At 65.1% G+C, this 14,499-nt stretch carries 12 protein-coding genes; 9 read left to right on the top strand and 3 right to left on the bottom strand.

Annotated features, from left to right (window positions below):
- Nucleotides 1–182 precede the first annotated feature (182 nt).
- Nucleotides 183–1,892, bottom strand: a complete 1,710-nt coding sequence (locus ACFR9U_RS01740) for an alkaline phosphatase D family protein (RefSeq protein WP_247377307.1) — start codon at nucleotides 1,890–1,892, stop codon at nucleotides 183–185.
- Nucleotides 1,893–2,143: 251 nt separating this feature from the next.
- Between ACFR9U_RS01740 and ACFR9U_RS01735 the strand changes: the two genes are divergently transcribed.
- The 6 genes from ACFR9U_RS01735 to ACFR9U_RS01710 all read left to right on the top strand — a co-directional run bounded on the left by ACFR9U_RS01735 (nucleotide 2,144) and on the right by ACFR9U_RS01710 (nucleotide 8,219).
- The gene (locus tag ACFR9U_RS01735) at nucleotides 2,144–3,694 is read left to right on the top strand and encodes an amidohydrolase (protein ID WP_247377308.1); all 1,551 of its coding nucleotides are present in this window, start codon (nucleotides 2,144–2,146) and stop codon (nucleotides 3,692–3,694) included.
- A gap of 170 nt (nucleotides 3,695–3,864) precedes the next feature.
- Nucleotides 3,865–4,986 carry a quinolinate synthase NadA gene (nadA, locus tag ACFR9U_RS01730; protein ID WP_247377310.1) on the top strand — a complete coding sequence of 374 codons (1,122 nt, stop codon included), beginning with the start codon at nucleotides 3,865–3,867 and terminating at the stop codon, nucleotides 4,984–4,986.
- A 3-nt stretch (nucleotides 4,987–4,989) separates the two neighbouring features.
- Complete coding sequence (locus tag ACFR9U_RS01725; protein WP_247377312.1) at nucleotides 4,990–6,546, top strand: L-aspartate oxidase; 1,557 nt, start codon at nucleotides 4,990–4,992, stop codon at nucleotides 6,544–6,546.
- Nucleotides 6,546–7,361, top strand: coding sequence for a carboxylating nicotinate-nucleotide diphosphorylase (gene nadC / locus ACFR9U_RS01720; protein WP_247377314.1), 816 nt, complete (start codon nucleotides 6,546–6,548; stop codon nucleotides 7,359–7,361). The genes ACFR9U_RS01725 and nadC overlap by 1 nt, the downstream gene beginning before the upstream one ends.
- Nucleotides 7,362–7,468: 107 nt before the next feature.
- Nucleotides 7,469–7,681 (top strand): hypothetical protein, encoded by a 213-nt coding sequence (locus tag ACFR9U_RS01715; RefSeq protein ID WP_247377316.1) that lies wholly within the window; start codon nucleotides 7,469–7,471, stop codon nucleotides 7,679–7,681.
- Nucleotides 7,682–7,829: 148 nt separating this feature from the next.
- A complete protein-coding gene (locus ACFR9U_RS01710; RefSeq protein ID WP_247377317.1) occupies nucleotides 7,830–8,219 on the top strand; it encodes a DUF7475 family protein in 390 nt (129 codons plus the stop codon).
- A 33-nt stretch (nucleotides 8,220–8,252) separates the two neighbouring features.
- On the opposite strand, the gene ACFR9U_RS01705 is transcribed toward ACFR9U_RS01710, so the two are convergent.
- A complete protein-coding gene (locus tag ACFR9U_RS01705; protein WP_247377320.1) occupies nucleotides 8,253–9,674 on the bottom strand; it encodes an FAD-binding oxidoreductase in 1,422 nt (473 codons plus the stop codon).
- Between the two features lie 193 nt (nucleotides 9,675–9,867).
- Nucleotides 9,868–11,385 carry a 2,3-bisphosphoglycerate-independent phosphoglycerate mutase gene (gene gpmI, locus ACFR9U_RS01700; protein ID WP_247377321.1) on the bottom strand — a complete coding sequence of 506 codons (1,518 nt, stop codon included), beginning with the start codon at nucleotides 11,383–11,385 and terminating at the stop codon, nucleotides 9,868–9,870.
- Between the two features lie 119 nt (nucleotides 11,386–11,504).
- On the opposite strand from gpmI, the gene ACFR9U_RS01695 reads away from it, so the two are divergent.
- The 3 genes from ACFR9U_RS01695 to ACFR9U_RS01685 all read left to right on the top strand — a co-directional run bounded on the left by ACFR9U_RS01695 (nucleotide 11,505) and on the right by ACFR9U_RS01685 (nucleotide 14,481).
- The gene (locus ACFR9U_RS01695) at nucleotides 11,505–11,900 is read left to right on the top strand and encodes a DUF7522 family protein (protein ID WP_247377323.1); all 396 of its coding nucleotides are present in this window, start codon (nucleotides 11,505–11,507) and stop codon (nucleotides 11,898–11,900) included.
- Between the two features lie 94 nt (nucleotides 11,901–11,994).
- Entirely contained in the window at nucleotides 11,995–13,242 is a 1,248-nt protein-coding gene (locus ACFR9U_RS01690) for a DNA double-strand break repair nuclease NurA (protein WP_247377325.1), read from the top strand.
- A gap of 21 nt (nucleotides 13,243–13,263) precedes the next feature.
- Complete coding sequence (locus ACFR9U_RS01685; RefSeq protein WP_247377327.1) at nucleotides 13,264–14,481, top strand: hypothetical protein; 1,218 nt, start codon at nucleotides 13,264–13,266, stop codon at nucleotides 14,479–14,481.
- Nucleotides 14,482–14,499 lie beyond the last annotated feature (18 nt).

The following is a 14,499-nucleotide window of genomic DNA, read 5'->3' as shown; positions in this document are numbered from 1 at the left end:
ACCCACACCGGATGCGTCGAGTGAGAACTGCGGGTTGGCGTGGCGGTACGGCTTTGCTGTGACCGGAGCGTGCAAGACGACGACGGGTGTGGCACGTCGCTCCGTCGCCGTACCAGTACGGAGCGGCGCTGTCGGCTTGAGGGCTTGCGGTTCGTGCGACTCGGTGGCACAACCGCGGTCGGCTAGCTGCGATTCAGCCGGACTTCTCCTTCGGGGACGCTGAAGGCTGCGAGTTTGTGCTTGCTGGCGCTGGTGGAGTCGACGGTCTTGTCCACGGCGTAGGCGGTGTACTCGCAGGCGTCGGGCGTGAACTCGACGACCGCGTAGCCGTGATGGAAGCTATCGAAAAACTGCAGGTGCGGGTTGTTCCGGAGGATGGCACTCCGGGCGAGATCCTGGGCGAACGGGTTGTCCGAGATGTCGCCGGCCTCTGCGAGATTCATGCTCGTGAGCGCCGGCGTCATCAACTCGACGCCGACGCGGGCGTCGGGGTCGGGCGCCTCGTCGTAGTCCGTGCGCATGTAGCCCGCCAGGGCAGTGTGGAGGTCGCCCGTCAGCGCGACGAAGTTGTCGACGTCCTGGCGGTCGAGATAGCGCATGATGAGCCGGCGCTCGGTCTCGTAGCCGTCCCAGGCGTCGCCGTTGTCGAACTGCTTTTTCCCGTTGTACTCGGTGTCGAGGTGCATGTTCAACACCTCGTTGGCCCAGGCCGTCCAGGTCGTCGCGTCGTCGGTGACGGCGTCGGCGAACCACTCGCGCTGGGCGGCGCCCAGCATGGTGTGGTCGAGGTCGACGCTCCCCGGTGCTGACAGGGCGGCGTCGGAGACATCGACCCGTGGGTCCTCGTCGGACTGGGAGCGGAACAGTCGCTCGTCGGTCACGACCAGGTCGAGCAGGTCGCCGAAGCGAAACGACCGCCAGAGACGCAGGCGGTCGTGTAAGTGCGCCGCGTCGGGGTCGTACTGGACGCGGACCGGCATGTACTCCCACCACGCCTGGATGCCGTCGGCGAACAACTGGCGCATGAACGCGGCGTCGTCGTTTCGCGGATGTGCGCCCTTTCCCGCCTTCGGTCGCCCCGCCTCGTAGTCCCAGTAGCGGTTGTTCACGATTTCGTGATCGTCCCAGGTGGCGATCATCGCGTAGCGCGCGAGCGCCTGCTGGAGGAACCGATCGGAGCGGTAGGTCCGATAGAGGTGTCTGAAGTCGGCCAGGTTCCACGCGAGCCCGTGCCCGCTCGGGAGCGTGATCGACCGTCCGTCGTGCGTCGAGTCGCCCGCCCACTCGTAGATGAAATCGCCCAGGTGGAGCAGGTAGTCAAGGTCTTCGGCGGCGAGGTGGTTGAAGGCGCCGTAGTAGCCCTTCCGGTAGTTCTGGCAGGTGACGACGCCGAACCGGACGCTCTCGGGCGACGATCCGGCCCGCGGGAGCGTGCGACAGCGGCCGATCGGCCCGTACACGTCGTCGTAGACGAACTGGTAGTGGTACTCCCGATCCGGTTCGAGGTGGCCGGCGAGATCGACCTTGACGGTGTAATCCCTGTCCGGGAGACTGTCCGTCTCGATCGACCACAGCGGCCCGAACGCGTGGAAACCACTGGCGGCGGTCATCTGCAGGGTCAGCTGACCACCGCTACTGTAGGCGTCCGGGGCGATGCGGGTCCAGAGGACGACGCCGTCGCTCATCGGATCGCCGGATGCGACGCCTTGCGGGAACACCCGGTCGGCGTCAGGGTCGGGTTCGACCGGCTCCGGTTCCCCCGACAGCGACTCCGTGGGCAGTGACCGGCCCGACGGGTCATTGCCGAGTGCGTCGACGAGCGCGGCGCCGGTGGGGACGCCACCCAGGGACCGCAGCACGTCACGCCGATCAGCCGTCGGTTCCTCCGTCACGGGTTCACCTCAGCGGGATGGCGAGAGCCGGCACTCATCGGTCCGTGGTCCGACCCTGGTTCCCTGCGCTGGACGGTGCACGACGGCGGCGAGCGAAGCACGTCCATCGACTGGTAGTGTACGGCTACGATCCAAAAATAGACTGTGGTGGGTACGGCAGCTGACAGTCCCGCCGTCGTCGATCGCGGCCGCGTTCGGTAAACGCCGTTTACCCCCCAACGGTTAGGTCGCTGCCGACCGCTGTCGTGGACATGACCGGGGCAGCCGATCGCGTCTTCACGAACGGCCGGGTTCACACGCTGACCGACTCCCCATCGCGCGCGGAGGCCGTCGCCGTCCGCGACGGCGCGATCGTTCGCGTCGGCAGCGCCTACGAGACTGCCTTTCTGGAGGGCGTCGACACCGACGTGGTCGATCTCGAGGATCGCGTCCTCCTGCCGGGATTCGTGGACGCTCACACCCACCTCGCGCTCGTCGGTCACTACCTGGTGGACGCCGACCTCTCGCCGGCCGCGACGCCAGCCGAGTGTGTCGATCGGCTTCGCGCGGTCGGCGACGCCCGCGAGGAGTGGATCTTAGGCTTCGGCTACGACGAGAGTGCCTGGGACGACCGCCGGTACCTCACCAGTCGGGACCTCGACGCCGTGAGTGACGAGCGACCGGTCGCGGCGTTCCGCGAGGACCTCCACCTGGTTTCCCTCAACTCCGTCGCCTTCGAACGGGTCCGGGAGGCGGTCCGCGACGAGAACGTCCACACTCGAAACGGGGGGCCGACGGGCGTCGTGACCGAGGCAGGGACCGACGCCGTCTGGGAGGCGGTGGGGCTGACGCGGTCGGCGGCCCGGGACCTGCTCCGGGCGGCCCAGGCGCGAGCCCACGAGGTCGGCGTGACGACCGTCCACGACATGGTCCGCCGACGGCCGATTCCGCGGGCCTACCACGACCTCGCCCGTGCTGGCGACCTCACGCTCCGCGTTCGACTGAACTACTGGGACGACTACCTCGACGCCGTCGAGGCGACCGGACTGGCACCCAATCACGGGAGCGACCGATTGCGCGTGGGCGCGATCAAAACCTACTGCGACGGGTCCATCGGGAGTCGCACGGCGAAACTCTCGGCTCCGTACGCCGATGCCGAGGAGAGCGACGCTGGCGAGGGGGACGCGGCCGGCCAGTGGCTCCGGGACCCCGACGCTCTCCGGGCGTTTGCCGACCGCGTCGACGACGCCGGGTTGCAGGCGGCCGTCCACGCCATCGGCGACGAGGCCATCGGGGCCACGCTGGACGGGTTCGTCGAGACCGATGGGACGGCTCGGCATCGCATCGAACACGCGGAGGTGCTCACGGACCCCCTCGTCGAACGGCTCGGTGCGTCGGACCTGGTCGTGTCCGCCCAACCGAACTTCCTGAAGTGGGCGCGCGACGACGGGCTTTACGACAGACGACTCGGACGAGACCGCCGGCAGGCCACGAACCGCTTTCGCGACCTCCTAGACGCGGGCGCGGACCTGGCGTTCGGCAGCGACTGCATGCCCCTCGATCCGCTGTTCGGGATCCAGCAGGCCGTCACTGCGCCCGGTACTGGCCAGCAACTCTCGGTAACCGAGGCCGTGCGGGCGTACACTCGCGGCGGAGCATACGCGGGATTCGACGAGGATCGCCTGGGTACCGTCGACGTCGGACAACGGGCTGACTTCACCGTCCTGGAGCGCTCCCCGTGGGCGGTGACCGACGCGGAGATCGGCGAAATCAACGTGGCGATGACCGTCATCGACGGCGAGATCGTCTACGACGGGCGCTGACGCCATCGAAGACAGGAATCCACTTTCGACTCTCCATGGGTGATTAAATCTCGATTACTGCGGCAACATCTGCCAGATCAGCCACCATAGCCGAATATTGAAGGCAAAATCTTTTCAATATGTGCGTTCGTTCATTCCAATACTCAACAAGGTGGCCGACCGTGCCGGAAATGGAAACAGCCCAATTCGAGACTGACCTCAGTCTCTTCAAGTACGACAACTTAGAACAGCTCCCACCGGCGTACCGGGACTTGGACGAGGACGAACGCACAGAACGCATCGAGGCCGCGCTGGACGAACTCGGCGACGACGTGGTCATCCTCGGCCACAACTATCAGCGCCGCGAGATCGTCGAGCACGCCGACTTCATCGGCGACTCCTACCAGCTCTCGAAGGAGGCTGCCAACGCCGACGCCGAGTACGTCGTCTTCGGCGGCGTCACGTTCATGGCCGAATCGGCGGACATCATCACCGACGACGACCAGAAGGTGATCCTCCCGAGCATGGAGGCGTCCTGTCCGATGGCCGGGATGGCCGAAGCGCTGCAGGTCGACGCCGCCTGGGCCGAGATCACGGCCGAGACGGACGACGACATCATCCCGATCACCTACATGAACTCCTACGCGGACCTCAAGGCCTTCTGTGCGGAACAGGGCGGCCTGGTCTGTACTTCCTCGAACGCCCACAAGGCCTTCGAGTACGCCTTCGACAAGGGCGACAAGGTCCTGTTCCTCCCCGACAAGCACCTGGGAGAGAACACGGCCCACAGGCTCGGCATGGAAGACGAGATCGTCGAGTGGGACCCGTGGGATCCAGAAAGCAAGGACGCCGCCGCTGCCGCCGAGAACGACATCATCCTCTGGGACGGCTACTGCCAGGTCCACGAACGGTTCCGCGAGAGCCATATCGAGGACGTCCGCGAAGAACACCCCGACGTGAACGTCGTCGTTCACCCCGAGTGTCGCCGCGAGGTCGTCGAAGCCGCAGACGTCGTCGGCTCGACGTCGACGATCACCGAGACCGTCGCCGACGCCGACCCCGGCGAGCAGTGGGCGATCGGGACCGAGATTCACCTGACGAACCACCTCAGCCGCTGGCATCCCGAGGTCGACGTCATGCCGCTGTGCGGTGACGCCTGCATGGACTGCAACGCGATGCGCCAGATCGATCCCAACTACCTGGCGTGGGTCCTCGAAGAGCTCGTCGAGGGCCGCGAACGGAACGTCATCCGGGTCGCGCCCGAGGAGAAAGAACTCGCACAGGTCGCACTCGACCGGATGCTGGAGATCTAACCCATGAGCGAGAAGACTACTGACGTCCTCGTCGTCGGGTCCGGCATCGCGGGGCTCGCGGCAGCACTCTCCGCCGCTCGCGAGGGTGCCGACGTGACCGTCGCGACGAAGGCGAAACGCCCGGAGGGTGCCTCCTCGTGGTGGGCACAGGGCGGCATCGCCATCGCGCGGGACGACCCCGAGCAGTTCAAGGCCGACATCGTCGAGGCCTCCAGCGACACGGCCGATCCCGAGGCCGTCGACGTGCTGGTCGAACACGCGAACGAGGCAGTCCGTGACGTCCTGCTGGAGACGCTGGACGTCGACTTCGATGAAGCAGACGGCGACGCGGAGTTCGACTTCGGCCGCGAGGCCGCACACTCGGAGAACCGAATCCTGCACGTCGACGCCTCGACGGGCAAGCACGTCCACGTCCCGTTCCTGAACTACCTCGACGAGCAGGACAACGTCGAGATCAGAGACGACACCGCCGCGCTCGAACTCGTCCGCCACGAGGGGCGCGTCTACGGCGCCGTCCTCGAATCCGAGGGCGAGTTCGAGCCGTACTACGCCGGCGCGACGATCCTGGCCACCGGTGGCATCGGCGACCTCTACCCGCGCTCGACCAATCCCGACGGCGCTACGGGCGACGGGATCGCCATGGCCGCGCTGGCCGGGGCGGACGTGACGGACATGGAGTACATCCAGTTCCACCCGACCGTCTGCGTCGATAGCGAGGTGCGAAGCACCTCGAAGCGGAGCGGTGGAACCGCGGAGCGCGACAGCCCCTTCCTCGTCAGCGAGGCTGTTCGCGGCGAGGGGGCCGTCCTCCAGAACGGGGATGGCGAGCGGTTCATGCCCGACTACCACGAGGACGCCGAACTCGCGCCCCGCGACGTGGTCGCGCGCGCAGTCAAGACCGAACGCGACGAGACGGGCGAGGTGGTGCTGGACGTCTCTCCGCTCGACTTCGAGGGTGAGTTCCCGGACCTCGCAGCCAAGTGTGAGGACCACGGCGTCGACTGGGAAGACGGCATCCCCGTCGCACCCGCCGAACACTTCCTCTGTGGTGGCATCGAGGTGGACGACCGCGGGCAGTCGTCGCTGGATCGCCTCTACGCGGTCGGCGAGTGTGCCCGGACGGGCGTCCACGGTGCCAACCGCCTCGCCTCCACGTCGCTTCTCGAAGGACTCGTCTGGGGACTCCGCGCTGGCGAGGACGCCGCCGGCACCCCCGTCGAGACGATCGAAGCGCCGGACCTGCTCCAGCGCGACCCGGAACTGCCAGAGCAGTTCGCCCGCGAGAAGTTCCACCGCCTCCGTCGCGTGATGGACGAGTACATCGGCCTCGAACGCGAACCCGAGGACCTCACCCGCGCGATGGCCGTCCTGCGTCGACTCAAGGGTGAGGTCGACGCCTACACCCGGACGCGGACCTCGCGGTCGCTGTACGAACTCCGCTCGGCTGCGGTCACCTCGCTGCTGATCGCGCGGCAGGCCGCCGAGAACGACGAATCCGTCGGCTGTCACCACCTGGTCGAACCGGATCAGGAGACGGCCGAACCACACGCCGACGACTGATGATTCCCGACTCGAAGATCGAAGACTGGCTGCGGGAAGACCTGGGCCACCACGACGTGACGAACCTCGTCCCCGGTGAGACGACTGGCCGGCTCGTCGCCAAGGACGACGGCGTCGCCGCCGGTCTCGACGCCGCTGTCGCCGTGTTCGAGTATCTGGGCGTCACCGCCCAGCAGCAGGTCGAATCCGGTGACCGAATCCGGGCCGGCGACACCCTACTCACGGCAGACGGTCCTGCACAGGACGTCCTGCGCGGCGAGCGGGTGGCGGTCAACGTCGCGGGTCACGCTTCCGGCATCGCAACGCGGACGCGACGGGCCGTCGACGCCGCACATGGTGTGAGCGACGACGTGTCGATCGCAGGCACTCGCAAGACGACGCCCGGCCTTCGGGGGATCGAGAAGCGAGCCGTCGTCGCGGGCGGCGGCGACACCCACCGGCTCGACCTCTCGCACATGGTGATGGTCAAGGACAACCACGTCGCCGAGATGGGCATGGAGGCGGCCATCGCCCACTTTCGAGAACGGGCCTCCTTTGCGACGAAGGTCGAAGTCGAGGTCGAACAGCCCGCGGACGCACCGCGAGCCGTCGAGGCTGGCGCGGACGTCGTCCTCCTGGACAACATGACGCCGGCCGAGACCGAGGCGGCGGTCGAACTGCTCCGAGACGCCGATTCGTCGGTGCTCGCCGAAGCCTCGGGTGGGATCACCATCGCCGACGTCCCCGACTACGCGGGCACGGGCGTGGACGTGATTTCCATGGGGTCGCTGACGCACTCGGCTGACGCGCTGGACTACTCGTTCCGGACTGGCTGACGTTCCGTCCCGTCTGTAGCCTGGTTTCGGTTGCCGTTCCCACGACCCGGGAATGTAGCCCCTCCTTCATGTTGGCTGGCGACGTAGTTACACCTGAGGTGACGACGATGACGACAATCAAAGAGACGGTGACGGGCGTGGCGCTCCTGGCGATCGGGACGATACTCGCGGCGCTCGTCCTCGTTCAGGGGCTGTTCGCCCAGCCGCCGATCGCACTTCCCGTGGCGATCCTGGCGATCGGTGCCGGCATTGCCACCCTCGACGTGCCCGAACACGCCGACCGGCCCGCCCCCGTCGGAACGGGACGGCGGCCGGCGTGACACTTCGGCAGACCATATCCTGGCTATACGTATTCTTCCGTGACTACCGAACTATTTTACCATTCTCCGGAGATAAGCCGACGAACGTACGATAATTCGACAATTGGGAAGCAACCGTCAATTACGGTGGCGGGCAACTCGAACCTGTATGTCACATCAGATGTTGGAGCGACCGATCACGCTCACGTCCAATCCGGGACTGTTGGGTGGGGCTGTCCTCCTCGCAGCGATTTCGGGTGGAATTCATCTCTTGCTCGCCCTCGAGGAGTGGGGCGAACCCGGGGAGGCAGTGCCGTTCCTGCTCGCGGGAATCGGCTTTTTCCTCGGCATCGCCCTGCTGCTGTTCACCGAGAAGCGACGGCGCCTCCTCTCTCTCCTGGGGGCCGGATTCACCGCTGTGCAGGTCCCGCTGTGGGTGCTGGGCGGGATGGACGAGTTCACGATCGGCGTCGCCGACAAAGTCGTGCAAGTGCTGCTCGTCGCAGTCCTGCTGTACGCGTTCGTGCAGAGTTCGAGACCGACGGAGCGCCCGCGGTAGTCTCGCGCTACCTGACGGTATTTTCACGCAGCGTTACTGGTTTGGCGTGATGTTCTGATTGCGTCGGAACAGGTTGTCGGGGTCGTACAGTGCTTTGAGTGCGGATAGCCTGGCGTAGTTGTCGCCGAAGAGGATCTGGGCGGGGTCTTCGTTGAACCCCGGGAAGTTGCCGTACTGACCGCCGGCGACTGCCAGGTCTCGTGCCGTCTCGATTCCCTCGCGAACCCAGGCGACGTTCTCGTCGTCGTCGGCCGGGTCCTCCCAGTTGGCCTCGTAATTGAGCAGGTAGGGCTTGTCGCGGTGCCAGAACGCCGTCTCGTCCTGGTCCGGATCGGCGATCGCGCCACCGAGATGCCAGACGTCGACCGTCGAGAGCTTCGACGGACTCGCCAGTCCGTGGTCGATCATCTGGTCGATGACCGCGTCGGTGAGGTCAGTGAGGAAGACCGACTTCCAGTAGTAGCGCAGCCCGTCGGGGTAGTCTTCGTCGAGCATCGTCTGTAACTCGGTGTAGTCCATCGCCCCGCTCAGGTCGGCGATCGGCTCGGCGAGGCTCCGGAGCGGCTCGAACGTCTCCGTCGCCTCGTCCTCGCTCCCGTCGTAACAGCCGAGGAAGACGACGGCTGGCTCACCCCAGGCAGCTTCTGGGAACTCCTCAATGTCGGGCACGTGGGCGGTGAACGGCAGGACGCTGGCTTCCCTGGGTGCGTCGGCGGCCCACTCGCGGAAGCCGTGGAGCGCGTCGCGCCCGTCGTCGCCGTGGTACCAGACGAACAGTGCGAACACGTCGGGACTGATGGGATGGAGGTCGTACTCCAGCGAGGTGACGACGCCGAAGTTCCCGCCGCCCCCTTTCAGCGCCCAGAGGAGGTCGCTGTCGGCCTCCTCGCTGGCCGTCCGCACTTCGCCGTCGGCGGTCACGACCTCTGCGGACCGGAGGTTGTCACTGGCCAGGCCGTACTCGCGTCGCAGGTGCCCCATGCCACCGCTCAGGGTCAGCCCCCCGATTCCGGTCTGTGAGACCACGCCGAGCGGCGTCGCGAGCCCGTGCAGCTGGGTTTCGCGATCGACGTCGCCGAGCGTCGCGCCACCCTCGGCGCGAACCGTCTGCTCGCGGCGATCGACGTGCACGCCGTCCATCTCCGAGAGGTCGATGACGAGCCCGCCGTTACAGGTCGCGTTGCCCGAGACGTTGTGGCCGCCGCCCCGGACCGCAGGCAGGAGGTCGTGGTCGCGGGCGAACTCGACGGCTGCGACCACGTCGGCCGTCCCGGTACAGCGCGCGATGGCGGCGGGAAACTTGTCGATCATCCCGTTCCACACCTGCCGCGCCTCGTCGTACGCCTCGTCCTCCGGTGTGACGAGAGTCCCCGCAAGCGAGGCACGGAGCGTCTGTTCGTCACCTTCCGGGAGGTGTTCGATCTGCTCGGTCTCTGGCTCTCCTGTCGACTTCATCCCCGCGGATAGGAGCTCAGAGCGCTTAGTTAGCAACGCGCTGTCTGACGAAAGAACGCCTTGCCAGCCGCTCAGCGTGCGTTACTCCTGCCGGACGGCTGTTCGGTGACGGCCGTCGAAACGACGTGGCGCCCGGTCGAGTGATCGGCCAGCGAAGCCCGGACTCGGCGCGTCTCTCCTGATGGGTCTCGAACTACTCGAGTAAGGACTCGCCAGTCATCGCAGCCGGCTGATCGATGTCCATCAGTGCGAGGATCGTCGGCGCGACGTCCGCCAGCGTTCCGCCGTCTCTGACAGTTCGCCCGCCACTGGTCCCGTCGCGGTCGAGATAGACGAACGGGACTGGGTTGAGCGTGTGGGCAGTGTGGGGGTTCTCCTCGGTCCCCATGTCGTCGGCGTTGCCGTGGTCGGCGGTGATGATGGTGTGTGCGCCGGCGGCTTCGAGTGCGTCGACGAGTCGACCGAGTTGGTCGTCGACGGCTTCGACGGCCGCGGTCGCCGCGTCCAGGTCGCCGGTGTGCCCGACCATGTCCGGGTTCGCGAAGTTGAGGACCATCGCGTCCGGGTCGTCGGTTTGAATGACGTCCTTGGCCGTGTCGGCGACCTCGGGCGCGCTCATCTCCGGTTGCAGGTCGTAGGTCGGCACGTCGGGACTCTCGACGATCTCCCTGATCTCGCCGGGGAACTCCACCTCTCGGCCGCCGTTGAGGAAGTAGGTGACGTGGGCGTACTTCTCGGTCTCGGCGATCCGGAGCTGCGTGTGGTCGGTGTCCGCGAGCACCTCGCCGAGGACGTCCGCGGGTTGGTTCGGCGGGTAGGCGACCGGGACCTCGAACGTGCTGTCGTATTCGGTCATCGTGACCACTCGCGTCTCCGGTGGGTTCGTCTCGAACTCCCACTCGGGGCGGATGTCGGCCAGCATCCGGGTCAACTGGCGCGCCCGGTCCGAGCGGAAGTTGAAGAAGACGACGGCGTCGCCGTCCTGGAGGGCGGGACCGCCCTCGATCAGCGTCGGCTCGACGAACTCGTCGGTGTCGCCCCGTTCGTAGGACTCGGTTGTCGCGCCGACCGCCGTCGCTGCCGTGTGGTCGGCCTCACGGTTCACGATGCCGTCGTAGGCGCGCTTCGTGCGCTCCCAGTTCTGGTCGCGGTCCATCGCGTAGTAGCGGCCGGTGACGGTCGCGACGTGGCCCGTCCCCTGCTCGTCGGCGTGGGCCTGGAGGTCCGCGAGGTAGGACTCGCCGCCCGTGGGCGAGGTGTCGCGTCCGTCCGTGAACGCGTGGGTGACGGCGTCGACGCCCTGGTCGGCGGCGATCTCGATGAGCGCGTGGAGGTGCGCCTGGTATGAGTGGACGCCGCCGTCGCTGACCAGTCCCATGAAGTGGACGCGCCCGTCGTTGGCTTGGGCGTGCCCGAACGCGGAGACGATGGCGTCGTTCTCCGCGAGGGTGCCCTCGGCGATGTCGTCGCTGATGCGGGTCGCTTCCTGCTTGACGACGCGGCCGGCACCGATGTTGAGGTGGCCGACCTCGCTGTTGCCCATCTGGCCTTCGGGGAGACCCACGCGGCGGCCGTGGGTTTCGAGCGTCCCGAACGCGCCCTGTTCGCGGTAGCGGTCGAAGTTCGGCGTCTCCGCGGCGCGGACGGCGTCGCGAGCGTCCGCGTCGGGATTGAGTCCCCAGCCGTCGAGGATGATCAGGCCCACCTGCATATCCCAGGGGACGACACAGGGGCCTAAAGAGCCGTCGGACTCCCTGCAGCCGTCGTCGGCCCCGGCAGCAGGTGCCGGAGACCACCGGTGTTATATATAGGGGAAGCCAGTGTGAAGCCATGGTGACCTCAATCGTGGACGAGGACTTCGCGGACAAACTCGTTACCACCGCACGGACGGCGGCCGGTGACAGCCTGCGCTCGCTCACGTACTTCACGCGCTCGAACTTCGAGCAACTGTACCTCCGTGAGGACCTCGAACGGGACGCCGACCTCGATAGCTTCATCGGCCACGAGTGGCGCGGCTTCAAGAACACGACCGACGCCTACCGCGGCACCGAACTCGGCGAGTACAAGTACACCATCCGCGTGTTCGAGAACGGCTTCCTCCTCCGCGTGACCAGCGACCGCGACGGCGTGTTCATGACGACCGACGGCGCGACCATCCGGGACTTCAACTCCTATCAGAAAGCCATCACGGAAGTCTTAAACGAGAAGACCGGCCGCGACGACTGATTCGCCCGTTTTCTTTCGATAGCGTCCGCACCCGATAGCGTCGCCGTCGCCCTGCCTCCCGGAAGTTTTTGATGACCCCCTTCGATGGCAGGATATGACCCTCGACCCGGTGCACTTCGACGGCATCGCCCAACTCGCTGGCCGCATCGAGAGCGGCGTCGACGCCAGCGATCACCGGGACTTCGCCAACACCGTCTGGGAAGAGTTCCTCGACCCCCTCTACGAGGACGGAACGCCCGTCCTCGAACCGCTCGGCGAGCAGCGCCGCCGTCTCGTCGACGTCGAGGACGCCGCGCTCATGGAACCCCGCTTTCCCACCCAGCACGGCCTCGACTCGGGCACGATCAATCCCACGACGTTCAAGAACGGGCTCGTCATCGACGTGGCCCAGGCCGCGATGGCTTCGGTCCCCTCCGAGCTGGAACTCCATCGCGCGCGCTCGGTCGTGAGTACCGTCCACTCAAACGACGCCACGGTCGCCGTCGGCGAAGACGACTGGACGATGTTCGACCGCGGGTTCAGCCGCGGCCGCATCATGCAAGCGCCCCGCGTCGACCGCTTCGAGCAGACCGTCGTCCACGCGCTCGCGCTCTACCTCGCCGAGAGTCACCACGCCGAACTCCAGGCCGAGGTGGTCGACGACCTGCTGATCCTCGACGGCCCCATCTACCCCACCGGCCTCCTGAAGTGGACGAACCAGGACCCTACACTGGCGGAAGTCCTCGTCGAGGACGAGCGTCCCAAGGACGTCGTCCAGAACTACGTCGACCTCGTCGAGACGTTCGTCGCCCGCGAGATTCCCCTCGTCGGCTTCGTCAAGAGCACGGCCTCGAAGGCGATCACCCGCGCGGTCCGCCGCAAGCACAACGCGCCCTGGGTGAACGACGCGGCCTTCTTCGAGCAACTGCTCCGCCGGACCGACGACGACGGCGAGACGAAGACGGACGCGCTGACGTTCACCAACTGGTTCGTCTCCCGCTGCGGGGCCAACCGCGCGCTCTCGACCGCTGGCGACCTCGATCTGGACCTCGACAAGGAACTGGACCCCGACGCCTACGAAGTCACCTTCTTCGTCATCTACGACCCCCGCGAGGAGTTGATCTATCGCGTCGAAGCCCCCTACGCGTTCACCCGCGACGAGGACCTCCGCGAGGACCTGACGATGCAGATTCTCACGGACGTCGCCGCTCGGACCGGCCCACCGCTGGCGGTCGAAAAGGCCGACGAACTCGCGCGGATCAGTCGCCAGGAGAAACAGGCACTCCAGCAACAACTCGAAGAGACGTTCGCCAGCGGCCAACAACGTGAGTACAACGACGTGCGCTGGGACACCGTGGAGTAACGTCGGACCGGTCCGCCGTCTGTGGAGTCGCTGGGAGCGATCCTTCGCTTCACGCTCTTCGTTTCCGAAACAATATGTGGGAGAAAAGATGTATCCCAGCGTGATGACGACGTTCACTCTCTCGAACACGATGGCGGACCGCAACCGGTCACGGGGGAAGGGTCGATGAATCGAACTGTACTCGCCGTTCTGGCCGTGTTTCTGGCCGCTGCGGCCGGTGGCGCTGGGTTGTACGTGCTCACCGGTGAGCAGACGCCCGCGAACAATTCGACTGGGACGGCGACGCCGACCACGGCGACGCCGACGACGCTAGTTCCCAATACGACGGCAACGCCGACACCCACGCCGGACGAGAACGAGTCGGAGCCGCAGCGTCCCCCGAGCAACAATTCGAGTGACGATCAGCCGAAATACGTGGCGATGCTGAGTCGGATTCTCCGCTCGAACTCGACTCGGATGGCCTCGCTCGACACCCCACTGCCCGACAACAACACGCTCCACTCGGGGATGGTCGAGATCAAATCGATCGAGATCGAGGAATACGGCTCCGGAACAGCGAACGATACGCGGCTTCGCGTGGAATACTATAACACCAGTAAAGGGTTAAATGAAATTAGAGTCATATCTATTGTCTACAATCATGTTTCAAACCAATCAATAATGTCTCCTGACAATATTTCATTTGATGAAATAAAAGCAGTCGAATATGAAAACCATAGCTCTGAGCGGCCAAGTGGTCTTTTAGTCATTGACGAAGCATGGTCACTCTATTACACTTCTAGGGATTGGGATGATTCGACTATCATAAAAGCAATAACTGCAACAGCGGACTCATATGAAGATATTAGTTCTGCTCGAAATGTGGAGCCATTCGAAGATATAAGAAACCAAAAACTACCGCAAAATGTCTCCCTTCTCCGAGCGGAAATATATGGTTCGGTCCTCTTCGTCGACTACTCTACTTCAACCTCACCACAATTAAATCAAACACGTGCTATTGAGATGTATAAAGTAATAGATAGTATCGGGAGCGAGCTCACCCGTGATAAATATTCCAGAGTAACAGATGTGTTTTTAGAAGAAAGATATCGCTCCAGCCCGAGAACCTATGATATTCGAACTTGGCATATGTACAATGATACCGATGTTGAAAGAATCTCGTCTAAAGACCCATCATCAGAGATATTTGATATCATTCGGAAAGAAATTGCCTATGAAGCTGATCAAATTGGCAAATAATTCTATCTGGTAGTAAAC

The organism is Halorientalis brevis, from assembly GCF_042678165.1.
GTDB lineage: Archaea > Halobacteriota > Halobacteria > Halobacteriales > Haloarculaceae > Halorientalis > Halorientalis brevis.
The sequence above is the reverse complement of the archived record's forward strand: the minus strand, read 5'-3'. Positions and strand labels throughout refer to the sequence as shown.